At 50.1% G+C, this 25,807-nt stretch carries 22 protein-coding genes; 6 read left to right on the top strand and 16 right to left on the bottom strand.

The window, feature by feature from the left end:
* Positions 1-7 precede the first annotated feature (7 nt).
* From H8S80_RS09495 to H8S80_RS09485, 3 genes are read left to right on the top strand one after another with little or no spacing between them, the layout of a single operon-like run.
* Entirely contained in the window at positions 8-1,117 is a 1,110-nt protein-coding gene (locus tag H8S80_RS09495; RefSeq protein ID WP_117630650.1) for an AAA family ATPase, read from the top strand.
* Positions 1,118-3,388: a DUF5682 family protein gene (locus tag H8S80_RS09490; RefSeq protein WP_117630649.1), complete on the top strand. Its 2,271-nt coding sequence runs from the start codon at positions 1,118-1,120 to the stop codon at positions 3,386-3,388.
* Between the two features lie 58 nt (positions 3,389-3,446).
* A complete protein-coding gene (locus tag H8S80_RS09485) occupies positions 3,447-4,628 on the top strand; it encodes a VWA domain-containing protein (protein ID WP_117630648.1) in 1,182 nt (393 codons plus the stop codon).
* Positions 4,629-4,652: 24 nt separating this feature from the next.
* On the opposite strand, the gene H8S80_RS09480 is transcribed toward H8S80_RS09485, so the two are convergent.
* The 14 genes from H8S80_RS09480 to H8S80_RS09415 all read right to left on the bottom strand — a co-directional run bounded on the left by H8S80_RS09480 (position 4,653) and on the right by H8S80_RS09415 (position 19,910).
* Positions 4,653-4,943, bottom strand: coding sequence for a hypothetical protein (locus H8S80_RS09480; protein WP_002604780.1), 291 nt, complete (start codon positions 4,941-4,943; stop codon positions 4,653-4,655).
* A 266-nt stretch (positions 4,944-5,209) separates the two neighbouring features.
* The gene (locus H8S80_RS09475) at positions 5,210-6,397 is read right to left on the bottom strand and encodes a winged helix-turn-helix domain-containing protein (RefSeq protein WP_117630646.1); all 1,188 of its coding nucleotides are present in this window, start codon (positions 6,395-6,397) and stop codon (positions 5,210-5,212) included.
* Positions 6,398-6,420: 23 nt separating this feature from the next.
* Positions 6,421-7,464 (bottom strand): M42 family metallopeptidase, encoded by a 1,044-nt coding sequence (locus H8S80_RS09470; RefSeq protein ID WP_181987865.1) that lies wholly within the window; start codon positions 7,462-7,464, stop codon positions 6,421-6,423.
* A 59-nt stretch (positions 7,465-7,523) separates the two neighbouring features.
* Positions 7,524-8,468, bottom strand: coding sequence for a glycosyltransferase family 2 protein (locus tag H8S80_RS09465; protein ID WP_025529481.1), 945 nt, complete (start codon positions 8,466-8,468; stop codon positions 7,524-7,526).
* An 18-nt stretch (positions 8,469-8,486) separates the two neighbouring features.
* Positions 8,487-10,064: a DUF6056 family protein gene (locus H8S80_RS09460; RefSeq protein WP_002604784.1), complete on the bottom strand. Its 1,578-nt coding sequence runs from the start codon at positions 10,062-10,064 to the stop codon at positions 8,487-8,489.
* A gap of 21 nt (positions 10,065-10,085) precedes the next feature.
* A complete protein-coding gene (locus H8S80_RS09455) occupies positions 10,086-12,488 on the bottom strand; it encodes a glycosyltransferase family 39 protein (RefSeq protein WP_117630645.1) in 2,403 nt (800 codons plus the stop codon).
* Between the two features lie 25 nt (positions 12,489-12,513).
* A complete protein-coding gene (locus H8S80_RS09450) occupies positions 12,514-13,914 on the bottom strand; it encodes a hypothetical protein (protein ID WP_117630644.1) in 1,401 nt (466 codons plus the stop codon).
* A gap of 41 nt (positions 13,915-13,955) precedes the next feature.
* Complete coding sequence (locus tag H8S80_RS09445; protein ID WP_029467243.1) at positions 13,956-15,836, bottom strand: putative glycosyltransferase family protein; 1,881 nt, start codon at positions 15,834-15,836, stop codon at positions 13,956-13,958.
* Between the two features lie 24 nt (positions 15,837-15,860).
* On the bottom strand, positions 15,861-16,496 hold the full coding sequence (locus tag H8S80_RS09440) for a D-sedoheptulose-7-phosphate isomerase (protein WP_025529484.1): 636 nt from the start codon (positions 16,494-16,496) through the stop codon (positions 15,861-15,863).
* 59 nt (positions 16,497-16,555) lie between these two features.
* Positions 16,556-17,143, bottom strand: a complete 588-nt coding sequence (gmhB, locus tag H8S80_RS09435; protein ID WP_117630643.1) for a D-glycero-beta-D-manno-heptose 1,7-bisphosphate 7-phosphatase — start codon at positions 17,141-17,143, stop codon at positions 16,556-16,558.
* 50 nt (positions 17,144-17,193) lie between these two features.
* Positions 17,194-18,264, bottom strand: coding sequence for a GHMP family kinase ATP-binding protein (locus H8S80_RS09430; RefSeq protein ID WP_002604790.1), 1,071 nt, complete (start codon positions 18,262-18,264; stop codon positions 17,194-17,196).
* Positions 18,261-18,971 (bottom strand): nucleotidyltransferase family protein, encoded by a 711-nt coding sequence (locus H8S80_RS09425; RefSeq protein WP_025529486.1) that lies wholly within the window; start codon positions 18,969-18,971, stop codon positions 18,261-18,263. The genes H8S80_RS09430 and H8S80_RS09425 overlap by 4 nt, the downstream gene beginning before the upstream one ends.
* Before the next feature lie 188 nt (positions 18,972-19,159).
* Positions 19,160-19,702, bottom strand: coding sequence for a hypothetical protein (locus H8S80_RS09420; RefSeq protein ID WP_025529487.1), 543 nt, complete (start codon positions 19,700-19,702; stop codon positions 19,160-19,162).
* 1 nt (position 19,703) lies between these two features.
* Positions 19,704-19,910, bottom strand: coding sequence for a hypothetical protein (locus H8S80_RS09415; RefSeq protein WP_147334417.1), 207 nt, complete (start codon positions 19,908-19,910; stop codon positions 19,704-19,706).
* Between the two features lie 328 nt (positions 19,911-20,238).
* Here H8S80_RS09415 and H8S80_RS34795 point away from each other — a divergent pair, with 328 nt between their 5' ends.
* The 3 genes from H8S80_RS34795 (at position 20,239) to H8S80_RS34785 (ending at position 21,757) form a co-directional block, all read left to right on the top strand.
* Positions 20,239-20,523 (top strand): AAA family ATPase, encoded by a 285-nt coding sequence (locus H8S80_RS34795; protein ID WP_320932426.1) that lies wholly within the window; start codon positions 20,239-20,241, stop codon positions 20,521-20,523.
* A gap of 76 nt (positions 20,524-20,599) precedes the next feature.
* Positions 20,600-20,998, top strand: coding sequence for an AAA family ATPase (locus H8S80_RS34790; RefSeq protein WP_320959115.1), 399 nt, complete (start codon positions 20,600-20,602; stop codon positions 20,996-20,998).
* 387 nt (positions 20,999-21,385) lie between these two features.
* Entirely contained in the window at positions 21,386-21,757 is a 372-nt protein-coding gene (locus tag H8S80_RS34785; protein ID WP_320959116.1) for a PD-(D/E)XK nuclease domain-containing protein, read from the top strand.
* 110 nt (positions 21,758-21,867) lie between these two features.
* On the opposite strand, the gene H8S80_RS09405 is transcribed toward H8S80_RS34785, so the two are convergent.
* Positions 21,868-25,038: a glycosyltransferase gene (locus H8S80_RS09405; RefSeq protein ID WP_117630642.1), complete on the bottom strand. Its 3,171-nt coding sequence runs from the start codon at positions 25,036-25,038 to the stop codon at positions 21,868-21,870.
* Positions 25,025-25,807, bottom strand: coding sequence for a class I SAM-dependent methyltransferase (locus H8S80_RS09400; protein ID WP_117630641.1), 783 nt, complete (start codon positions 25,805-25,807; stop codon positions 25,025-25,027). The genes H8S80_RS09405 and H8S80_RS09400 overlap by 14 nt, the downstream gene beginning before the upstream one ends.

Raw genomic sequence — 25,807 nt, 5'->3', positions numbered from 1 at the left:
GTAAATGATGGTAACAGAAAAGAACAGACAAAACAACGATAATGTACAGCGTATGCCTGCCGAGGAAATGTATCAGAGAGAAATCGATGCCCTGATCGCCTCGGAAAAAGATCCGGTGCCATCCGGATGGCGTATGAGTCCCCGCTCCGTACTCACCTACATCACAGGGGGCCGGGCCGGCGGAGTGGAAATCACACCGAAATATATCGGAAATAAACGCCTGGTGGAAATCGCCATCGCCACACTCGTCACCGACCGCGCCCTGCTTTTAATCGGCGAACCGGGAACGGCCAAATCATGGCTGTCGGAACATTTAACGGCCGCCATTAACGGAGATTCCACGAAGGTAGTACAGGGAACCGCAGGCACTACAGAGGAGCACATCCGGTATTCCTGGAACTACGCCATGCTGATCGCCCAGGGGCCCTCCGACGAGGCGCTGATCAAAAGCCCGGTCTACCGCGCCATGGAAACGGGAAGTATCGCCAGAATTGAGGAGATTTCCCGCTGTGCCTCCGAGGTTTCTGACGCGCTGATCTCCATTTTGTCCGAAAAACGAATTTCAGTGCCGGAGCTGGCCTACGAGCTGCCGGCAAAAAAAGGCTTCTCCATTATCGCAACGGCCAATACCCGTGACAAGGGCGTCAACGAGATGTCCGCAGCCCTGAAACGGCGTTTCAACATCGTGGTCCTTCCGACGCCCTCAGACTTAACCTCTGAAATGGAAATCGTAAAAACCAGGGTGGATCAGATGGCGGCCAATCTGGAATTAAACGCCAGACTCCCGGAAGCAGACGTGGTGGAAAAGGTCTGCACCATTTTCCGTGAACTGCGGAGCGGGATGACGCTGGATGGAAAACAGAAACTAAAGCCGGCCTCCGGAGTACTCTCCACGGCTGAGGCCATCTCCCTTCTTGCCGGCAGTATGGCTCTGGCGGGAAGCTTCGGAAACGGAATGATTACCGACTACGATCTGGCGGCCGCTCTGCAGGGCGCCATCGTAAAGGACGAGGACAAGGACAGCATGGTCTTTAAGGAGTATCTGGAAAACATCATGAAAAAACGTGGCAGCCAGTGGCTTGGCCTTTACAAAGAGTGTAAGGAGTTGAACAAATAGATGGAGCATCCGGTTTGTTTTGGAATCCGTCATCTTTCGCCCGCCGGCGCATACCATTTGAGACGGCTCCTGGACGAAAGGGAACCGGAACTGATATTAGTGGAGGGCCCCTCCGATTTTACCGCTCTCCTTGGCGACATTGCAGGGGCGGAGACAAAACCGCCGATCGCGGTCATGGCCTACACAAAAGAGTCGCCCATCCGCACGATCCTGTACCCGTTCGCAGAATATTCACCGGAGTATCAGGCGGTGCTCTGGGCGAAGGACCATAGCGTCCCCTGCCGTTTCATCGATCTGCCTTCAGGCGTATTTCTGGGCATTCAGAGACCGGTGACGGAGACCACTCTTTCCGATGATTCAGAGAATCAGGGCTCCGGCGACGTATACCGGCTGCTGGATTCCCAGTGCGGAGAAGGCGGTCATGAGGCATTCTGGGAATATACCATGGAGCACAGCCAGACTCCGGAGGAATATATGGCCGGGGCGGCGGTATTCGGTGAAGAGCTGCGCAGCCTGACCGCGGGAAATGACAGCGACTGGCCCGAAATCCTCGTCCGCGAGGCCTACATGCGCCGCCAGATTGCCCGGGCTGCCGCAGAAGGCTTCGCGCCGGAACGCACGGTGGTGGTCACCGGAGCGTACCATACGGCAGGCCTTTTAAGCGACGCCCCTGCCATGACCGACAAAGAGCGGGGAGAGCTTCCGGCCGTGGAGTGCAGCGTGACGCTGATGCCCTACTCCTATTACCGCCTCTCCTCCCGATCCGGATACGGCGCCGGTAACAAGGCCCCCTTCTATTACGGAATGGTCTGGCGCTCTTTCCTGGAACAGGACCGGGAACTGGCGCTCTATACGTACCTGACCTCCATTTCCACCTACCAGAGAGAGCATGGCTTCATGGTCTCGTCCGCTGAAGTCATCGAGGCGGTCGAACTTTCCAAATCTCTGGCCGCTTTAGGCGGACACAGTCTGCCTGCCCTCTGCGATCTGCGCGACGCTGCCGTAACCTGCATGGGGCATGGACATTTTTCTGAAATCGCCCTCGCCGCCGCAGCCACGGAGATCGGGACTGTGACAGGCTCCCTTCCCCAGGGGGTGAGCCGCACCAGCCTTCAGGATGATTTTTACCGGAATCTGCGGGATTTAAAGCTGGAGAAATACCGGTCCGAGGTGGCGGAAAGCATATCCCTGGACCTTCGCGAAAATCTAAATGTAAAATCCGAAGCGGCCGCATTCCGCGACTTGAACCGTTCTTTTTTTCTGCACCGTTTAAGGGTGTTAAATGTCGGCTTCGGTACGCTGCAGCCGCTCAGGCAGGAGGACGCCACATGGGCGGAGGCCTGGACACTAAAATGGACGCCGGAGGTCGAGATCGAGCTGGTTGAAGCCACGCTGAAGGGGGACACGGTCACCGGGGCCGCCTCCTTTTCCATGAGAGAGCGGGCCAGGGAAGCCACGGAAATCAGCGCCGCCGCAAAGCTTCTGGAGGAATCTTACCTCTGCGGTATGCCTGAGATGGTCGCTTATATCACGGATATTCTGCAGCACCTGGCCGCGGACTCTTCTGCTCTGACCGATCTTGCGGCTTCGGCGGAAAGCATCTCCGTAGTCATGCGTTTTGGAGATATCCGGCGGCTCGATTCATCCCCGCTGGTTCCCGTTCTGGAACAGATTTTCCTGCGTGCCTGCCTGCTGCTGGTCTCTGCCTGTTTCTGCGACGATCCCGCCGCGGAACAGATTGTAAGGAGTGTGGATCGGTTAAATTCCGTCTGCCTTCACCATGATTTTCTGGATGAGGAGCGTTTCGTCCGCCTGATGGAGGAGATCGCCTCGCGGGATGATATAAACACCAGAATCTCCGGTTTCTGCACGGCTGTTCTTCTGGAACGCGGCCGCATGCAGGATGAGGAGCTGGGACGGGAAGTCCAGAGACGGCTTTCAAAGGGAATTCCGGCCGAACTGGGCGCCGGATGGTTTGCAGGGCTGTCGAAAAAGAACCGATACGCGCTTATCGCCCGGCTCAGCCTGTGGAAGGAACTAAGCAGCTACTTAGATACGCTGGATGAGGAAGAGTTCAAACGGGCGCTCCTTTTTCTCCGGCGGGCATTTTCTGATTTTACTCCAGGCGAAAAAGCCGATGTGGCAGAGAATCTGGGGGAAATCTGGCAGGTGAACAAGGATCAGGTCTCTGAAACCGTGACCCGCGCCTTAAAGACGGAAGAACTGGAAATGATAGATTCGCTCGATGATTTTGACTTTGACGGAATATGACCGGCTTTTTCGGTCAGGAAGATGAGCCGTCTGAACGGTTACATGGGAGGTGACATATATGGAACTGGAAGATAGAATCAAACGGTGGCGGTTAATTCTGGGTGAAGAGAGTGAGGCCGGATTTTCCGCTATGGGCGACACCTCCTTAAGCGGGGAACAGGATTTGATGGATCAGGCGCTTGCCGCCATCTATGACAATACCTCCTCCGGCGGAGGCTTCGGCGCCCGCGGCGCAGGCAAAGGCCCTTCGGCCCCCGTTGTCTCCAAATGGCTGGGCGATGTGAGATCGCTTTTCGACAAGGAACTGGTATCGATCATCCAGGCAGATGCCATGGAACGCTGCGGCTTAAAACAGCTGATGTTCGAGCCGGAGCTCCTGGAAAAGCTGGAACCGGACTTAAATCTGGCTTCCATGATGCTGACCCTGAAGGATCAGATACCAAAACGCTCCAAGGAGCAGGTCCGTTCCTTTATTGAACGGATCGTGGAAGAGATTAACCGCCTGCTGGCAGACGATATCCGCAGAGCCGTTACCGCCGCGGTTGACCGGAGGCGCCACAGCCCGATCCCATCAGCCGCTGCCCTCGACTATAAGGAAACAATCCGCCGGAATTTGAAGAACTATAATCCCGATTTAAAGAAGCTGGTCCCGGAACGCTTTTACTTTTATGACAGGACATCCAAAAATATGTCCAACCGCTACACAGTGATCCTGGATGTGGATCAGAGCGGCTCCATGGGAGAATCGGTGATCTACTCCTCCGTGATCAGCTGCATTCTGGCCAGTCTCCGGTCCTTAAAAACGCATATCGTGGCCTTCGACACGAATGTGGTGGACTTAACAGAAAAATGCGATGATCCGGTGGATCTTCTGTTTGGCTTCCAGCTGGGCGGCGGCACCGACATCGAGAAATCGGTGGCCTACTGCCAACAGCTGATTGATACCCCAAAGAAAACCCTGTTCTTCCTCATCAGCGATCTGATGGAAAGCGGAAGCCGCGCCGGCCTTCTGCGCCGTCTAGGCGAAATGAAGGATTCCGGGGTGTCCGTCATCTGCCTTCTCGCCATTGCCGACGGCGGCCGTCCCTACTACGATGAACAGATTGCCGGACGGATCGCCTCCATGGGAATCCCCTGCTTTGCGTGCAATCCGCAGAAGGTTCCCCAGCTTTTGGAACGGGCTCTGAAGGGACAGGATCTCAACGTATTTCAGAAAGACCTGGAGCGGGCCGGCAAATAGCCGGCCCTGCATTAGGAACACACTCTAAAGCTCTTTTATGATCTTCACATCTGACTTTATTGTGTGAAGGACCGCTTCCATGTTAACGAAACGATCCATTTTTTTTGATATGTCTGAGAAATTCGATACCATGGCCGCAATGCTGTCTGCAATATTGTCATCCTGAATAATCTCTACCCTTCTGAGCTGCTTTCCTATGTATTCCAAATCCCCCATCATCTGGTCCTGCCTCTTTGCCAATCCTCTCATCTCTTCATAAAGATAATTTAACTTTTCATCTGTTTCCAGAGTGGTAAAACATACTTTTTCAGTCATTTTGAGGAGCTCCTTTCGCACGAAACGTTTGATAAAAACGCCGTTATTGGATATTTTTCCTATAATGGCACTTATGTTTATCAACGTACGGAAAATTAACAGGAATTTCCGGAAAATTTCAAAAAAATACAGACCTGGCGGAATCAGATCTGATAAAAAAAAGCACCTATAAGAAAATACGCTTCTCATAAGTGCCATTATAGGAACCATCGATATTTATTCATAAATATAATTATACTATAGATGATTCTGAATCGCAAATATATTTACGGTGGCGGAAAGGTAAAACCGCTAACTTCCCCCCGGTTAAATTCAGCCAGCCGCTCCACTGCACCGTTAAGCGCCCTCTGCATCTCTGCCGTCTTCCTGACTCCCGGCTCATACCAGATATTTTTCACATTCAGCTGCTTTTCCTTCCGGTCGTATGGTGCTTCGATACGTCCGATCAGGCGGTCACCGTAGAGAATCGGGAGCACGTAATGGCCGTATTTCCGTTTCTCCACCGGAGTATAAATCTCCCATTTATAATCGAAGTCGAAGATCATGCGAATCAAATTCCGATCCCACAGCAGGTTATCGAGCGGCGCCAGAAACTCGCACCTTTTCTTCCAGTTCTTCCCTGCTCCGCACGCTTCCGCCAGTTCCAGATCCTCGCTAGCCATATAAAAAGTTTCCGGAATTCCTTCTACCGAAACGGGAACGATGACATGCTCTTTCAGCAGGCTTTCGAAAATAGTCCGGCGGCCGGCAGCGTTTAAGTTTGTAATATTCAGCCATGCATCTGACGGGCGGTTCCATAAGAGACCGACGGAACGGATTCTCCGCAGAACGCGCCATTTCTGGTGGTCCTGTTCATTCGGCAGCGGATCCTTCCGGTTTAAGATTTCCTCCGGGACACAGCGGCTGATCAAGTCGTAATATTTTACCGTACCCTTTTTGTGATGAACAGCCAGATCACCGGTAAAATACAGATGTTCCAGCGCCGCCCGGGAAAGCTTCGTATCGCTCCAGTACCAGTGCACCTTCCCCGGCATGTCCAAATCGGCGGAGCAGACCGCTCCCCGCTCCGCAATGATCCCTTTCACCTGCTCACTCACCGTCTCGATATCGGCATGGCTCCGTTCCCACTGCCGATGCTGGTCGCGGTAGCATTCAAAATAGGGCCAGTCCTCCGTGGCAAAGATGGAGAGGTTTTTATCGAAGTAATCAATCAGCACCCGGTCCTGGTACAGAAGCTCATAAAGCATCTGCTTCGTAAATCCCTTTACCCGGGACAACAGGACCAGCTCCGGACTCCTTCCGCATACGTTTACCGGATCGAATTGTATACAGCCCTCCTGTTTTACAAACTCCAGGACTCCCCGTTTTCCTTCAAACCGGTATCCGCCCAAAAGGCCATGTCTCCGCAGCAAAAAACGCCGCGCCTGCTCCCTGGTTAAATGAACCGTTTCCATTCTGACCTCCCCATCTGCACGCCCTAGTTCACTCCAAGATACCCTTCAATCAGCCGAAGCGTCTGCTCCAGCCCTTCCACATGCGTCCGCTCCGTGCCATGCGACGCATGAACCCCCTGTCCGATCAGCGCGCCGCGGATATTGTGACCGCCGCGCAGAGCCGCTCCCACGTCAGAGCCATAGTGCGGGAAAATGTCCACGGCGTACCCGATCTCCCGCTCCTTTGCGATCTCGATCAGACGGCTTGTCATCTTGTAATCGTATGGCCCGGAAGAATCCAGTGCGCAGATGGATACCCGGTATTCATCCCCAGCCAGATCATCACCCAGCGCTCCCATATCAACTGCGATAAATTCCTCGATATCTTCCGGAATCCAGCTTGCGCCGAAACCGACTTCCTCATAATTGCTGATTACGATCTTAAGTGTGCGCTCCGGCTTCACACCGGATTCCCCCAGCTCCTTCAATACTCCCATCAGCACAGCCACAGAGGCCTTATCATCGAGATGGCGTGACTTGATAAACCCGTTTTCCGTATATACAAACATCGGATCAAAGCTGATATAATCACCGGCGGAGATATCCAGCGCTTTGACATCGTCTTCACTCTTCACTCTCTCATCCAGACGTACTTCCATATTCTTTGGTTTTCGTTCCAGGGTTTTGGCATCATCATACGTATGAACCGACGGTTCCTTTGTAAGAATCGTACCGGTATATACCTTTCCGGTTCTGGTATGCACCTTACAGTACATTCCTTCAATACTCTCCATCATAAAGCCGCCCACCGGAACGATGCGCAGCATTCCCTCGGAGCTGATGGAACGGACCATAGCTCCCAGCGTGTCCACATGGGCGGAAAGCCCCAGAACCAAATCCGTATTCCCGGGAACCTCAATGATGAGACCGCCTTTCCTGCTGTAATGGGACAGGAACCCAAAACCGGCCGCCTCCTTCTCCACCAAAGCCATCACTTCATCCGTAAATCCACTGGGACTCGGCGTATTGACCAGTTTTTCCAGAAATGCCACTACATAGTTCATCGTATCCACTTTTTTACATGTCATCTTTACTTTCCCCGCTTTTCTCTATTTTCGCAGAACTGCTCAAACACTTATATCTATTCTTATTCCTTATCGTCCGGGAAATTCTTCGTCTCACCCACAATATAGATCGGCCTGTCCTTCAATTCTGCAAACAGAATCGCAATGTAATTCCCGATAATCCCGACAATGAGGAAGAGAATCGCAAACATGAAGCAGATCAGCACAATGGTTGTCGCGTAGCCGCTGGGTGTTCCAACCTCCGCCCAGCTCCAGATCGTGTAGATCATCATAATAATTCCCAGGACTCCCGCAAATCCGCCGGCGTAAATGCCCAGCTTCAGCGGCAGATTGGAAAAGCACATGATCGTGTTCATGGAAAATGTGATCAGCTTCTTGATGCTGTACTTGCTTTCCCCTGCCACACGGTTTCTGGCCTCGTATTCAATGGTTGTTCGTCTGAATCCGATATTCTGCACATAGCCGCGAAGAAAACGAACCTTTTCACGGTAATTTGTCTTAAGCACCTTTGCCGCCTTCTTCGATACAGCGAAGAAATCGGAGGCGTTCGGTTCAAATTTCACATCGGAGAGAATATTAATCAGCCGGTAAAACGCCGCTCCGGCAAAGTTCTTAAACCAGCCGGCGGATTCATTTTTCGTACGGACCATATTGATGACATCGTACCCCTCGTCCAGCTTTGCAATGATTCCAGGCAGGCATTCCGGCGGATGCTGAAGGTCCGCGTCCATACAGACGATTCCGTCCCCGCTGCTGTAGTCCATGCCCGCGATCATAGCGGCCTCGTGGCCGAAATTGCGGGAAAAATCCACCACCTTCACCTTCTCATCCCCAGCCGCCAGTTCCTTTAGAATCTCAATGCTGCCATCCTGGCTCCCGTCATTGACGAAAATAAGTTCATAATCCCAGCTTAAGCTTTTCAGTACCTTCGACGTCTCCGCGTAAAACTGGCGCAGCGCCAGTTCCTCATTATAGCAGGATACGACGACCGATAATTTTTTCTCCACAGTTTATACTCCTTTAAGTCAGTGTGTTTGCTGCCATGCACCAAGATCAGTGATTGGCTCATACTCCAGTTCCACTTCGGACGGCAGATCGTAATACTCGTCCATCCAATATATCATATACTTAAAATTCTCATCGTAAACCATCTCACAGCTGCACAGACGGTCGGGATTCTGATAAAGAGTTAATTTCTTTATCTCCTCTCCTCCGCGGATTCGCGCCGCGGCATCCCGGATGACGCCATCGTTATACATGAGCACTTCATAGTTGATGCTGTACCCCCGGTAAATATTCTTAAGGTTGGGAATGCTGACGGCCGCCACGAAGGCGAGCCCGGCCAGCCCCCATACCACACTCTTCCGTTCCAGCAGGATCAGGCAGAATAAGTACCCAAACAGTGTATAGGACAGATAGATAAACGGAAGGAGCACCCGCTGGGGAAGCTCCGGCACCACCACAAGGCAGGCCAGTGTCAGAATCGCCGCCAGGAATATCATTCCCATCAAAATCTGGTCTCTGTCATATAAAATACGGATCACCTGTACCGCAGTCACGATCAGATAGAGAAACAGAACCCATATCATCGCCTGAGAATGGCCGCCAGCCCCCAGGACATGGCGGTTCAGCTTCAGGAACAGGTACACGGTGATGGCCGCGGAAAATGCCAGATAAACGATATTTAAAACAGGCAGCTTCATCTTCTTCCAGATCATATAGGCTCCAAGCCCCATCAGAGCCATTAAGAGCACTGCCAGGTAATTCTGATTATCGGAAGAAAAGAACAGGTTCATTAAATTTCTTAAGTTGGTCATTACCTTTTGGATAAACGGCAGATTGGAAAACTCACTGTTGTTGTCCATACGCATCTTTACCGCCGGTGAGGTCAGAATCGGAAGCGCCCCGGCCACAGCCGCTGCCAGCGTTCCGAAATCGTAAGCGCGGACGCGGTATTTCTTCAAAGTCTTCCAGGCAATCACCATGCAGATATATCCGATCACGGCCACCAGCCACTCTTCCTGAGAAAATGCTGCGAAGAATGCCAGCACGATGCAGACTGCCTTTTTCCAGGTCTCCGGTTCTTCCCCAATTGTCTCATAGTAAAGAACTGCCAGTACCAGAAATGTAACCGTAGGTACCACATACAGAAAGCTGGCCGCATACCAGTACGTTCCCAGACGCTGAATCAGAATTCCGATGGTTCCATAGAGCAGGCAGATAAAAGCAGCCAGAAACACCGGGCGCCATCCATCCGGCTTTATATGGCGCATTACCACGTAATGGACCAGAATCAGAATCGCCAGAACACTGGTCGCCATAAAGGCCTGGACCGCAGCCAGTCCGCCTATCATATTTAAAAAGCTGAACAGGAATAAATAGAACAGCCTTCCATTCGAATAGAAGTAGTGTTTCCCCATAAAGGTAAGCAGCTGGGATAACGTATAATTGGAACCAATCACATCCGGTACCGTATTTCCATAGCTGAGCGATAAATATCCGAAGTCGTCATAATACACGAATACCTTGCCGAACTGCATGATCAGAAACACGTAAAACGCCAGAAATACCAGCCCGATTCCTATTTTAACTTCTTTCTTCATTTCCTACTCCAACCTTTCCGCCTATTCCACATTCTTCTTTATATAACATTTGTCAAATTCTGTCAATGCTGCCCGGCTGGTTTCCGTATATTCTCCGTCGATCTCCACCCGCGCCAGCATATTTCCCTCCTCATAACAGATGGGAATCAGCTTGCCATATTCAATGAGCGTGCGAACGAGGCTGTAACACCGTTGTTCCTCTTCCATATATCCGGCCTCTGTGTAGACGTAATCCGTCTTCGCATAGTCCATAAACTCCACGAAATTATCCATGGTTTTCACCAGAACCACATTTCCCCAGGAACCGGTGATATCATCGTACGACTGGGCATTGCAGGGGAATCCCAGCACTCCGGGATGGTCTCCCACCGCAATCAGACGGTTTTCGGGGTCTTCCGCAAGAATATCCCAGATCTGCCCGTTTCCTTTTTCCACCATTTCCTGGTGCTTCGCCTCCTGGTGGTCGTAGTACCCGTGATGATTCCAGGAAACCGGCGAAAATCCTACGACCCAGCTCCAGTTTGTCAGGGAGGACACCACCGCACAGAAACACATGACAGGAACCAGTATACCGCATAGCCCGTTTCTCACCGCCTTATCCGAGATCCGGACCACAAGCCGCATCACGTAAAGCGCAGCCAGGACATACAGCAGCATAAAGTAATTTCCGTCCACCTGGACCAGCATATAGAGACTGACTACGCAGACGATCAAAAAGGGGATAAACACAACGTTCAGCCAGGACGAAAGCAGCCTTTCATTATCATTTTCCACATTTTTTCTGTAAAACAAACTGAATATCCACAAAAGAAGCACGATAAACAGCAGAAATCCACCCCAGGCCAGAATCACATGGTCCATATCCACGCCCAACGGCCGAAGCAGGAAGCCGAAGGCCCGCTCGATAAAATTCACAAGCTGTTCGCCAAAAGGCAGCTCCGCCCCGCTGTTAGGAATTTTATTGACATTGAAGGGATACTTCATCTCCAGCCCAAGCTTCGTAAGAATGGAGGAGAACACCGAGGTCACCGGAAGCCCTGTGATGATTACCGTTCTGGCCCAGATTCCGGCGAGCGCCAGAATCGACAGCAGAAAAAGCCCCAGAGCGCCGCCTTGTCCAGCATTCCCTTTCCCACCGGCCTGTCCAGCCTTTCTTTTCCCGCCCCACAACGGAAGCAGGCGTTTCCACAACAGAAACAGCACGCTCATACCGAGAATAGCGGTAGAAAATACGAGGGCCGTCGGCTTCAGTGTCCATGTCAGAAAGAAGGAGGCGAATCCGTATGCCAGATATCTCCACTCCCTTCTTCCCTCCTTCAAATACTTGAGAAGATAATAGATCATGATTTCCTGGAAGAGAAGCGTGGCAATATCCGTCTTTGTAGTGATGGCCATATTCATGATTCCAGGCACTCCGGCTAAAAGAGCGGCAAATACGGTCGAGTGGCCTTTTCCCATATAGAAACGGGCAATCTGGTACGCCATAAATATGACGCCCGCCGTCAGCCACAAATTAAAAGCAAGAAGGAAACTGTATGAGGGCAGATTTGCGAGGGGAAGCGTCATCACTTCCCAGCCCTTGGAATAGGTGTAGACGATTCCGATGGTCCCCATATTTTCGTAAATTCCGTTTCCATTGTCCAGCACGTACCGGGAGCGGACACCGTACCAGAGGCTGTCAAAATCCAGAGCGGTATTCATGCGCCCGGCCTGAATGCAGAACATGGTCACGATAAACGCAAAGCAGAGCGCCATGAGCCAAATTCCGCTCTCACTCTCCCGCCCGGACCTCCGGCTATATCCCCAGCTATTTTTCCAGCTATTTTTCCAGTTATTTCCCCGGCCATTTCCAGCCGGTTCTTCCACATTTTTCTTACCGCACCGCGCACACCGCCAGAACACCAGAAGAATTCCGCTGGCTGCCACAAATACCTGCAGATACCCGATGGCGCCGATTCCCACGGCCGACATCAGGCAGAAGACCAGGATCACAAGAAGAGAGCCGCACAGGAAATGTACCGCTGCGCCGTCGGACGCCTTAAGCCTCAGGACCCTTCTGCAAAAAAATTCTCCCAATACAGTCAAGTAGGCCAGATAGACGCCTGCCGTCACCACCGGGAGAAATACCATATGCCCCCAGAAAAAGACGGACAGAACTGCCACGGTCCCGACCGCCTTTAAAATCCGGCTTCTTATGAGTCCATACAGGACAGTAAAAACGCAGAAGAGCGCAGTCACTTCTGCCATCATATCGTAATAGTCTTTCTGCTGCCTGTGCCAGGACAGGATTCCCTTTACGAACAACTGGTCCGCGGAATACGCGATCGCCCCCAGGGCGCACACCCACAGAAGTAAAACCAGCCCTCTGCTCTGCAGAGAGCTGCCGCCCCGCCTCCCGCGGGGAGATTTATGAGTCCGTTCCATCAGTTTCTCCACCTCAGTTACTAATTTATTTATTTGGCCTAAAGACACCCCAGCCGTTGTCTTTTAAGATCGTCAGCGCCTCCCTGACCTGCGCCCCGCTTTCCGGGCGGGTCGTCCGGTATTCAAACCCGGCCCTCAGTTCATCATCCGTCATCTCTTCGAAGTTCAGCGCCATCTGCGCCCGTATCTCAAAGGTTTCTTTCCGATTCGGAGCCTTTTTCAGTTCATGGTATGTCGTATACGCATTACCGGCCAGAAACAGCAGGCAGAAAGAAACAACCGCTGCAGAGAACAGCCGGTATTTTCCGCGCACCATTTTTTTCATCACCATCTCGTTCCGGCACAGCGCAAAGGTCAGTATAATTCCAAATATCCCCGCCTGAAACTGCAGGGCGTATCTCGAGCTGGCGCCATAGTCATCAACCAGAAAAATCCACCGTGACAGAAGAATCAGCACATGGTTGAGCCCTCCCGATACAATCAGTATGAGCGGCACCATTGACTTTTCATACAGCAGGTACCGGAAATTTAAATACAGCGCGTATAAGTAAGCCGCTATCACAAGGAATCCCAGGATCGCAAACGGGACGATATTGCCCTTAAATGCGGCAATTGCCTCCTCGATTCCAACGACCATGGAGGAAAAGGAGATCAGGATAAACCGGACAAAAAAGCCCGGAGTCTGCGCAAGCTGTGTGAACAGCCCCACCTCGGCCGCCGCGGCATGATCCTCCACCGTAAGCGAATTACTCCACATATAAAGGAGCAGAGCCGCCAGTGTACACAGAGCATAGAGAAGATACGTTTTCTCAAGCCGCTTCGTTTTCCGGTAATCCAGAATCGCCATGAAGCCATATGCCATCATGACCACCACAGAATAGACAGCGCAGTACGGACCGGCCGTCAGGATAGTTATGGCAAACGGAAGGATCACGAGAAGCTTTCTGTCTCCCGGCTTCTCGTCCCCGGTCCACAGCCTGTCCATGACGAGGTAGTGGTAATAGAATCCGGCGAAGGCCAGGAAATGGGCCCAGCCGCTTCCATTGATCAGCATCTCCCATTTATTCAGGCTGAACATCAGCGCCATCAGGATAGTAAACCAGACGGCCCCCACCTTCCTTAACAGGCAGTATTTTCCCAGGACAAATCCGGAAAGTCCCAGCGCAAGAACGCCGAGCACCCGGTCAAACATGGTGTTGAATCCAAAAAACGCCACATTGATGATGCGGGACAGATAATTTACCGGAATTCTGGTGAGAACATCCGGCACAAAGAATTTCTCCGGGTTCCACACATCCGGAAGATAACTGTTCACCAGTCTGATATAATCGGAATAGATCACATCGGAAGCCGCAATATGGATATACCACATGCCGAACAGGATTCCGGCCAGGGGAAGGATGGATAAATAGTATCTGCGTTTCATAAAGTTCCTTTCCAGGTAATTCATTCTAATGCAATGCTGTACTAGTCTGCCGCAAAGTTCACAATCATGGAGAAACGTTTCTCCCCTCTCTGTTCTCCCGCGTCCTTTAAGTAAAAATTATTATCAAACCGGAGGCAGGCGATCTGATTCGGTTCCGCCTCAATCTCCAGCTTCATGGTATTCTGATTGATGACCAGATCCTTGACCCGTTCCCCATTCAGGGAAATCTTCGAGATCTCCGATCCCGTCAGTTCTCCCGGATAATAGATCTCCAATTTGATCACTCCGCTGGTTCCTGTCATAACCCTGACTTCGGCGCTCTCGTCCATCCAGCCATCCCGGTAATATCCGTAGACCGCCTCGCATTTTAAATTACGGACAAAGTCGGTGACATCCTGGAACTCGTTGTGGGCCGGATCTTCCTTCAGCACCAGCATATTATTGGTGATCAGGCCAATATCATGGATGGAATCGATGAAATGAACTTCCGTTCCTTCCGCCTTCCTGTCGCGGTCAAACTCCTTGAAGAAGGTCCTCGCCGTGAAATCGCTCATCTGGTATGAATTACCTATGATATAGATCTTCCGGCCAAAGATATCATCCCCGTATTTTCCATACGTCTCTTCCGCCAGCGAATTATACCGCTGCTGGTCGGCCCAGAAATAGAGGTTGGGATACTGTCCCCGGTAGTAATTCTCCACGGGAAACATGATGATAATATAGACCAGAAACAGGCCGCCGCAGAGAACCGCGCTCTGGCGTCCCGCTTTTTTATCGGCTGCCTTTCTCGCTTCCCGTTTGATATCAACGACCTTGCCGTGTTCCGGCTTTGCCGTTATCATCCCATATAAATAGGCGGCCAGCAGATAGGCGGCTGTCATGGACACATAGATCCATCTCGTCTCCACACGGATTGTGACACTGGATGCGCCGATACAGAGGGCGATAAATATCAGGAACAGGCTGATATCACGGAGATACTTAAGGCGGCCTTCCTTATCCCGGATCACACGGATGACTGCCAGTATCACAAGCACCAGCAGCACCAGGTCCGCGGCAATAATCTGCACATGGATCCATGACGGCGACTCGGTCCAGCTGGCGCCGCTTAGATGGCCCGGTCCGGCATTGATGCCGAAAATATACAGGACCTGGTCGATCGCATAGCGTATGGAGGTCATCACGCTGAACGTCTCGGCGACGTTGGTCCCTCCCGTGCCTGCAGGCGCCACACCTCCGGTCGTCAGCACACGGATCGCCATGACCACTGCAAACACTCCAGCAGGAAGAAACCAGAACGCCTTCTTTTTTCCCTTTTTATAAAGAATCGCCAGATAAATGAGGGGAAGCAGCGCCAGATAGCGCTCATGGATAAAGCAGACTGCAAAATAGAGCACGCACGACTGGATTAAGTACTTCTTTCCATCCCCCTTCTCATCCACGTAACGAAGCAGACAGTAAAGAATCCCCAGCGCCGCCCACAGAGCCAGACTCTCCATCAGTCCGTACACCTGGCTGATCTGGTAGTAGGACATTCTGGATAAGAGGTACAGAAACCCGCATCCGAGTCCCATCAGATAGCTTCTCGACAGCCGCTTTCCAAAACGGTATACCGAATAGGCGATACAGCCGTTTAAGATGATGTTCAGAGGCACAAACCATCCGATATGATTACCAATCACCGCCAGCTCCAGCCATGCAGCCAGATAATACAGGAAACGGAACCTCGTACTCCCCATGGGAAATATAAACTGCCCAAAGGTCTGCTCTCCGTAACAGGACCACAGATAGAGGTCATCCATATAAAGCCCCTTTATTTCAATTCCTCTGTTTATGAAGAAGGCAAACGCCATAAGAAGTCCCGCGGCAATGATCTCATCCTTCCATTTACCGATTCCATCCATAAAGTGCTTTTCTGTCATAGCAGTCTCCAATCTGTCCCGAATTTAGAAAAAGCGTTCTTCCAGCATCAGGCACAGGGCGTGATAAACAGGAAGATGCAGCTCCTGAATCTTAAATGTCTCCGTCTCAGGCACGACGACAGAAACATCGGCCTCTCTCTTCAGCGCTCCGCCGTCTTTTCCAGTGAGTCCGATGGTCTTCATGCCCAGGGCCTTTGCAACGGTCATGGCATACATCACGTTCTTCGCATTACCGGAGGTCGAAATACCGATCAGCACATCGCCAGGCCTTCCGTATCCGTACGTCTGCTGGGCGAAGATCAGATCCCCGTCCACGTCATTCAAATAGGCGGTAGAAAGTCCTGCGTGGCCGGTTAAGGCAATGGCCGGAAGGCCGCCCTGCAGCTTCTTCGCCAGCTCCGCTCCCCGGACCTCATCAGCGTTTCTTAAGCATTCGGCAAAAGAATCGGATACCTCTCTGCGTTTCACGAATCCCTTCATCAGTTCACCGACAATGTGTTCCGCGTCGGCACAGCTTCCGCCGTTACCGGCAATCAGCAGCTTCCCTCCCTGTTCATAGCAGGCTTCCAGCAGTTCATACGCTTTCCGCACATCATCTTTTACCGCATCAAGTACCGGATACCGCTCCACCAGTTCCTCTAAATACTTCATAGGTTCCATCTTATCGTTCCTCCTTTTTAAGGGCATTTTGTTATGGGCATTTTGTTATGGGCACTTTGTTATGGGCGTTTTGTCGTAGTTTCTCCGATTATCCAGTCCACCGCAGACGGCAGATCCGGGGAGTAGTGTTCGAATGCGTTCTTCTGCTCCTCCTCCGTCATGTCTGCCACAGTCTCTGCGCCGTATCCGGTCCCCACAAGCACGGATTTCACGCCGTAGTTATGGCCTGCTTCCACATCCAGCAGCTTATCGCCGATCATATAGGAATTGGCCTTATCCACCTGATAGAACTGCTCTGCCATGAGAAACATTCCGGTCTCCGGTTTGCGGCAATGGCATGCCACCCGGTATTTTCCAATACCGTGAACCGGGTGATGGGGGCAGTAGAAAAAATGGTCGATACAGGCGCCCTGCTCTTTTAACTGCTCATTCATAAAGTCATGGAGCACGGTTACGTCTTCTTCCTCATAATACCCTCTTGCGACTCCCGCCTGATTCGTCACCACAACGACGGCAAATCCATACTCCTGCAGACGCCGGATGGCCTCTCCCACACCGGGAAGAAGTCTTAAATCCTCCGGCCTGTGTAAATACTCCACCTCTTCGTTAATAGTTCCATCCCGGTCTAAAAAAATAACTCTGTCCATGTATCGTCTTCCTGTGATATATTTTTAATTCAATTATATAGCTTTCTGATTTACAGATTAAATGTGTAGTCTCCGTTAGGCATGTGCACCTTCACACTGTCGTAATTCCATCGTTCCTCATCCGTCACCCATGCCTGGGCGCCTCTGAGTTCGAAATTCCAGTCCGTCAGCTGACCTCCCGCCGCTTCCAGCCTGGCCGCCACTTTATGGCGCACATTGTAGGGACAGTATACCAGCAGATATCCGCCTCCGCCCGCGCCCAGCAGCTTCCCGCCAAGAGCCCCCGCCTTCAGCGCCTCATCATAGAGTTCGTTGATCTGCGGAGTGGTGATCTTGCTGCTCATGCGCTTCTTGCTCTGCCATCCGTAGTCCAGCAGCTTGCCGAAGCTGTATAAGTTCCCCTTTAAGAGCTCGTCCTTTAAGGCATAAGCCAGCGCCTTCACCTCACACATGGCGTCGAACGCGTCCTTCTTCTCGTAGTTCTTCACCTGATCCTTGATGATATTGGCGGACACATGGATATTTCCCGTATAGCACAGCAGTAAATTATACTGCAGCTCGTGGATGATTTCCTTCTTAATGCGCAGCGGATTCACCACCACATTGTTGCGTCCATGGAATTCAATGAAGTTAAATCCGCCGAAGGTAGCCGCGTACTGATCCTGATAGCCGCCGTCAATCTTTAAGTCTTCCCGTTCCACCTGGTATGCCAGATCAGCCAGGGCATAACCGTCTAAATAAACGCCCTTCCACTTCGCCATGGCAATCAGCAGCGCCACCATAACCGTGGAAGACGTTCCAAGACCTGATCCTGGAGGTGCGTCGCACTGCAGGTATACCTCGCATCCCTGCTTGATGTCCATGGCCTTTAACGCCGCCGTCACGAGATCCAGACGGCCGTCGTAAACGTAGTTTTCCTTTGTATTGTATTTCACCGTCATATCGAAGTCCAGCGAATGGACGATTATCTGATCGTCATTCCTGGGAACGATGGAACAATACGCATACTTGTTGATCGTGCTTCCAATGATCGCTCCGCCCTGCTCCACGCAGAACGGCGCCACATCTGTGCCTCCGCCGCCAAAACTGACCCGAAGCGGCGCTCTTCCTCTGATTATCATACAGTTACTGCCCCTTTCTCCACATCATCTATGAAACGGTAATAGTCCTCCGGAATTCCGATATCAATGAAATATCCGTCGTTTACAATTCCGCCGAGAGCCTTCTCCCCGCCGGAAAGCCATTTTGGAATCATATCATGCTCTAAGGAAACCTTTCCCTCCGGTATCTCGTCCAGCAGGGCGCGTTTCATGTAATAAACCCCGCCGTTAATCGTCCCCGGACTGGCACCTTCCGTCTTTTCATCAAACGCAGTCAGACGGTCTCCTTCCAGGACAGCCCGTCCATACCGCGACACATCGGGTACCTCACGGAGTACAAGCGCCATGTCCAGATTCTTCTCCTGGCTCATCTTCACCAGACGGTCATACTGAATCTGATAAAAGGTATCCGCATTTAAGACGAAAAAACGCTCATCCGTCACCAGACGGCCGGCATTCTTAATGGCACCTGCAGTGCCTAACAGAGTCTCCTCATACGCATAGGAAACCTTGATTCCCAGACGTTCTCCGTCACCAAAATATTCTTCCACCATAGAGCCTTTATATCCAACAGCGAAAACAATTTCCGTGATTCCATGATTCTTCAGCTCCCGCACCACATACTCCATAAACGGCTTATCCCCAATGAGCGCCATGGGCTTCGGTCGGTCAGCCACCACGGAACGAAGCCTGGTTCCCAGTCCACCTGCCAGTAATACTGCCTGCATCGTATGATTTCCTCCTGCTATATAAAAATATCTGTAACAGCTACAAAACTGCATAATAATCCATTTTGCATCACATTATACCATAGATTGCGGGGAACAATCCACCATCTTAAGGATTTTGAAATAAAAATATATAAAAAAAGCAGGCATATCAGAGCGTTCCTTACGATCTGATATGCCTTCATAGATTAATCTGTAACATCATCTAACCATTTATATAATTTAAAACATAACTTATCATTTTCGTTTACAAAGCTGTTCATATCATCTTCGAAATTCTCATACCCGTTTCTCTCATGATATAAATGATATCCTTCTTTTGTCGAACACAATGTTATAAAAGAAATTCCAACCTGTTCACGAAGTTTTAAAATTCTTTGTTCACAATCATTCAAAAGGATATCGCCCAAATAAATTTTTTTATCTCCTGCATCAGCAACCTTTTTCCCTTGAAAATTAGTATGTATTGCAAGATAATTGATATTGACCGTTCCTCCCATAGGTTTATAAAAGATTTCTTTACCGACGCTTTCCGCTAAATCAACTCTGCCAACTTCTATATTGTAGTATCCTATTATAAAATCTTTTTGATCAGACAGCATAACATAAGTAATGCCCTGATTTTCATTCAGAGCATCACCACTTATCAAAAACCTGTTTATTACTGAATTCCCACAATCAAATTTACCTGCTAACTCACTAAATTCTTTTGTATATTTTACAATATTCATCTTATAATTTTTTATCTATAATTGTACTTTTTAGTTCACCAGTATTTTTATCCACCGAAAAAGAAAAATCATGGGAATTTATGAACTCTGTGATTTTCTTATTCTCCTCAGATACAAGCGTTCTTGGAAGAATATTTTTCGCAACATATGGGAATGTTGGTTTGATCGCGCAAGCATTCATTTCACTCTCCTCCTTTTCTATACTCATATTATATCACCTCAATCACCAGATTACAACAATTGAGTGTAATATACTAATTATTTCACCTGTATTTATATCTCTCAGTCTACCACATGCTCAATTGGAAATCAATTATTTTCTATTATATTATGCACCATGTTATAAAATAGTAATCAAAATAGTTCTGCTTTTCAGTTCTCAATTTTTCCCTAACCTATATATTAATGGATTGAAAAGACTGTGAAACTACAGTTTTTCTGATATAATTCTTTGGTAGGCTGGCCGTCGCATTGGCGACCTGGTACAATCAGCAAAGGATACGATACCATTGATTTGGCAAAAGGAGGTCGTCTTTATGAAATATAAACCACTGCCTGTCGGAATTGACCGCTTTGATGAATTAATTCTCGGTGGCTACTACTACGTAGATAAAACCTGGTTCATAAAGGAACTGCTCGATCTGAAGGGGGAGGTAAATTTATTTACCCGTCCCCGCGGATTCGGCAAAACCCTGAATATAAGCATGCTCCAGTACTATTTTGAAAATACAGGTAAAAATGAATGCCTTACCAGTCATAAACCTCTCCTTAAAATCAGGGAAACAGCCCCTCCTATGAACTGGCCTTCGGCTGTCTCGTGAAGAAATCGCCAGAGAATACAAACGCCATATATCGATTCTTGACAGCGGAAAATTAGAGCTGGAAAGGGATAAATATATGAGAATAGCAAAAGAAGAAGGCAGTGAACAGGAATACGCTACCTCAATCCGTTTTCTCTCTGAATGTCTGACGAAATGTTATGATGCAAAAACCGTTATCCTCATTGATGAATACGATGCACCCCTGGAAAACTCCTGGTTCGCGGGTTTTTATGACCAGATGATAAGTTTTATCCGTTCCGTTTTTGAATCAGCACTCAAGACAAATCCATGCCCGGAATTTGCAGTGATGACCGGTTGTTTAAGGGTCTCAAAAGAATCCATTTTTACAGGTCTGAACAATCTGGAAATTCATTCCATTCTGTCTGATGCCTACGGAGAACATTTTGGTTTCCTGCAGGAGGAAGCCGATCAGATGCTCCAGGATTATCACAGAACGGAAAAGCTCTGTCAATAAACCCGGCAGCATTTCCATCCCCTTATTGGAAAAATACCAGTTCCAATGCCATAGTAAAGGACCTTTTTGAGAGGGCGGACTTCCAGGTAAAAGCTGAAATCGAAAATCTTATAGCCGGCGGCATCATAGAAAAACCGGTTCATGAAGACATCACATACGGAGATATCTATGATTCTGAGGATAATCTCTGGAATTTTCTGTTCTTTACCGGTTACCTGAAACAGACTTCTGTCAGGATGGAAGAGGATATCCAATATGTCCGCCTGGCCATTCCCAACAGAGAGGTATGATATATCTATAACAGCACAGTTATGAACTGGTTTCGTGATCTGATACGCTCTTTATCAGGCACTTTTAAGCGGTGAGGCGGAAAGCTTCCAGAAGGAGTTGTCGGAGCTGTTAATAAACTCCATCAGCTATATGGATGGAGGCGAAGCATTCTACCACGGTTTTTTTCTGGGAATTTTAGAGAATTTGAAGGAATACATTGTAACATCTAACAGAGAGGCCGGACTTGGACGATACGACATTGCGATACGCAGTCTCAATGTATCGAAGTCCCCCATTATTCTGGAGCTGAAGGTGTCCGATACCTACAAAGGTATGGAGACCGCCTGTGACGCCGCTCTGAAACAGATCGAAGTAAACCACTACAACGACTGGCTGCCAGAGGAAGGCTACACAGAAGTTCTTAACTATGGAATCGCATTTTTCAAAAAACAGTGCCGCGTAAAATCAGTCCGCAAAACGCTTGTCTGACTGTAAAGCGCTTGTCTGACCGAAAAAAAGGCCAGTGGCTCTTAAATAACAGGAGTCACTGGCTTTTTATAATATTTTATACTTCACATCTTCTTACGCATATACTTACGCTATATCTTTTCCATTCCTCTAAAGTCTTCCTTCACCACACTCCACGCCGCATCCACGCTATAATACTTGCGAATATAATCCTGCGTTTTCCGGCTCAGTTCACGGAGACTCTCCGGGTCCTGGTAGAGGCGGACCGTCTCTTCGGCAAATTCTTCCGGGGCGTCCTTGATGCACATGACCGATTCAGCCTCCGCGATTCCTTCCGCGCCGATCGATGTTGTCACGACAGGCGCGCCGTTATAAAGAGCCTCGATGACCTTTCCTTTGACTCCGGCGCCGTAGCGCAGGGGAACTACCACGATCCGGCAGGTGCGGTACAGCTCGGAGAGTTCTTCTTCAGAGACGAAGCCCTTCACGATGATACCGTTTCCCGGCTGCTCCAGGGCCTGGATTTCCTCTGTCACCTTCGATCCGACGATGTAGAAGGGAATCTCCAGTTTTTCACGGATCTTAGGGAATATCTCTCGTGCGAACCAGAGAACCGCATCCGCATTCGGCGGATGGGCGAAGCCGCCTACAAACAGCAGCCCTTCCCTCTTCTCAAAGTCATCCGGGACCGACTCTAAGAACTTCTCGAATACATAGGCCACGATTGCCTTTACCCGGATTGTGGGATCGATCATATGAATCGCGTCGCGCTCCACATAGGACGGATAATACGATACCGCCGCCTTCCGCATGATGCGGAATTCGATGGCTTTCCAGTATTCCGACGCATCCCGCTTCTTTTCGTCTCCGGTCAGCTGGTATTCACGGCCCTCTCTCAGGAAATGGAGATCATGGCCGTAGTAAATCATCTTGATATTGGTGTGTTCCTCCATAAAGTCCACGTATTTTTCCGCAATATGAGGCCTGTTTAAATAGGCGGCTGTGATGTCATCCCCATGCTCCTTCAGCCAGTCCCAGATTTTCACCTGATAGTCGCGTCCATAGAGGATTTCTATCCCCATCTGCATCAGTACGGTGGAATACGGCTCCTCGTGAAGGAAATTGTCGCCTAAAAATTTTACCACATAGCCCTTTTCCAGGAACATCTTTAAATACTGGAAGGTGGTCTTAGACCCCGCGTCCCTGTCATACGTAGGAACGTAGTGATCGATCACCAGGATAATATCCTTTCCCTGGCTCCGCTCGCGTGCCCGGAATGGGTCTGGATTACCGTTGTTTACACATTGCTTCCTGAATTCATCCGCCCATTTTTCCTTTAACTTCACGGAATTTTCCACCTGGTACCGCTTAAGGCCGCTGCCACTCACATCGGTTCCATTGGAAATGCCTTCAAAATGGATTACCTTCGAAAGCGGCTGATATACCACCCGGTAACCAGCCTTTCTCACCTCGAAAGCAAGGTCGGAATCTTCACAGTACGCAGGCGCAAACCGGTCGTCGAAACCGCCGATCTGTTTCCACAGATTGTTGGATAAGAGAATTGCGGCTCCTGAAATATAGTCCACATCTTTTACGTAATTATATTCCGGCTTGTCCGGATCGTCCAGACGGCCGTAATTCCAGCCGGAGCCGTCGCTCCAGATGATTCCGCCCGCCTCCTGAAGCCGCCCATCCGGATAAACCAGTTTGGAACCCACCATACCAATCGACGGATCGCACTCGATTAAGTCCACCAGGCTCTTAAGCCATCCCGGTGTGACCTGGGTGTCGTTATTCAAGAACATCACGTATTTTCCGCGGGCCGCCTTCGCCGCCTGATTGCAGTTGCGTAAGAATCCCTGATTCGTCTCATTTCTGCAGATGGTCACGTGTTCCACAAATTTCGACAGCTCCATAGTGGCATCCGTCGAGACATCATCCGCGATAATCACCTCATACGATACATCCGTGGTGTGTTCCAAAATGGAGGCCAGGCAGACATACGTATAATCAATCTGATTGTATACCGGAATGACGATAGATACCATCGGCTCGTTCTCTTCTTTAAACCTGAGTTTTCCATGAATCCGGTACCCCTCGCCGATCTTCATGTCTCCCTCAATGAGATTCCGCCCCTCGGGAGTGGTGTATAAATGAAAGGACTCCACCGGATGGCGGAATGTATTCTTCACATAGCCCAGGATCTTTCGTTTTCTGGTTCCCTTGGGAAACTTCTGGTTGAATTTCTCTCCCAGCTTTCTCTTCACCTTGAAAATGATGGCTTCATGGCGGTTTAAGACTGCAATCGTCTGGGCCATGTTCTCGTTATCCTGGCGGAGATTACCGATCATCACTTCCAGATTCGTCACATGATTGTCCGTCAGACGCTTCAGCTCGATCTGCTTGCGGATGGACAAATCCTTTTCCTCAATCTCCAGATGGAGCTGTTTTACCCATTCCCGCTGCTTTTCTACCGCCCGTTTTACCTCGTTCATGTCTTCCGGAATTATCTGGACATCGTGCATGTAATTCGTCAGATAGATCTTCTGGTTCTCTCCGTGAACATACTCCTGGAAATGGTGTTCCATCTCTCCGTAAACCGGGATCATTTCTGGGCGAATACCGAAATTCACCATAAACTCCGGCAGAGTCGTCTCTCCCAGAAGGCTTCTGTACTGCTCATAAAAATAATACAGCATACGGTAACGGATAAAGCGCACCGGAATCGGGAAAAAGAACACCCATTCATAGTCGAGACAGCACGGGCCGTCTTCGGTCACCATGATGTTCTCGAACAGGCAGTCCACATTGGAGGCAGCAAATGCCTCGTCCTGTTCCACTGTTGATTCACCCGCCGATATCCCGGCTGCTCCGGCCTCTGTTTCTCCATCGGAATTCGTATACCGTCCAAACACAGCAGTAAACTCATCCGTCAGCTCAAACGGTCTTAAGAAACCTTCCCGGACCTCCAGGACCAGTTCCATGGCTTTCTTCAGTTCCTCCACCGGGACACGTTCCTCTTTTATTTTGCGGCCCAGGATCTCGGCCATGGTCTCCCCCTTCAGAAATGGGAAACGTGCAGTACGTCCCTCCTGATCCAGTGTCACCAGGGCCACGCCCAGAGGACTCTGATCGGTCAGACGGTCATATTTTTCCTTCATCGACCGGATATGGGAGACTGCCTGCTCGTTTAAAGCCGTTTTCTCCACATACTGTTTCCCGTCCTCTTCCACGATACAGGTCCGTATCTGAAACTCTTCCCGGCGGGTCCTGTTGTATTTAATGTACTTAGTCTTCTTCATAGCTGCTCCATATGGCTAAAAATGAGTTTGCAAACGCTTCAAACAGTCCGGCTTCACATATTTCGTCGAAAAATTTTCCCGGATCAAACCGGATATACTCCGGATAATCGTAAGCGAGGACCGCGTGAGCCAGCTCTCCCTTCGCCGGAAGATGCTCATCCGAATAGATGGTCACGGGCAGACGGTAATCCGGCATGGGATAATAGTATTCGAGTTTGCCGCATTTTCCGTCAGAGGCGCTGCACAGAAGCTCCGTCAGCTCCGTCTTAAGCAGGCAGGTCTCATCCGGTTTCACGCCCGACTTATATTTGAGGCCAAGACGGTTATCCACCGCTACCATCAGGGTTCCACCCGGCTTCAGCAGAGATTTAGCCCTGTTAATCTGCGCTTCATACGGCATTTTCAGGGATCCGGCCATCACCACGTAATCGAATGCGCCGCCCTCATACGTATCAAGGCTGCCCTTCACATACTGAATATTCCCGCAGGCGCCATGGCGGAGGCGGTTCGCTTCCAGATCCTCCAGATCTTCGTCCAGAACGGTCACGTTCTTCACCCGTCTGCTGTAAAGGCCGGTTAAAGCCCCGCAGCCGGATCCGACCTCCAGCAGAGAGGCTTCCGGTTTGAAATCAAACCATTCCAGTACATTTTCCCGGGTATCCGATAACGCATAAAAGTAAGCGGGCTCCGGCTCTTCCTTAATCGCCAGCTTCGTGTCGCCGTGATACTTCACCAGAAGATCTTTTATTTCGGAACTGATGCTCCCCAT

The sequence above is a fragment of the Hungatella sp. L36 genome (assembly GCF_014288035.1).
The sequence above is the reverse complement of the archived record's forward strand: the minus strand, read 5'-3'. Positions and strand labels throughout refer to the sequence as shown.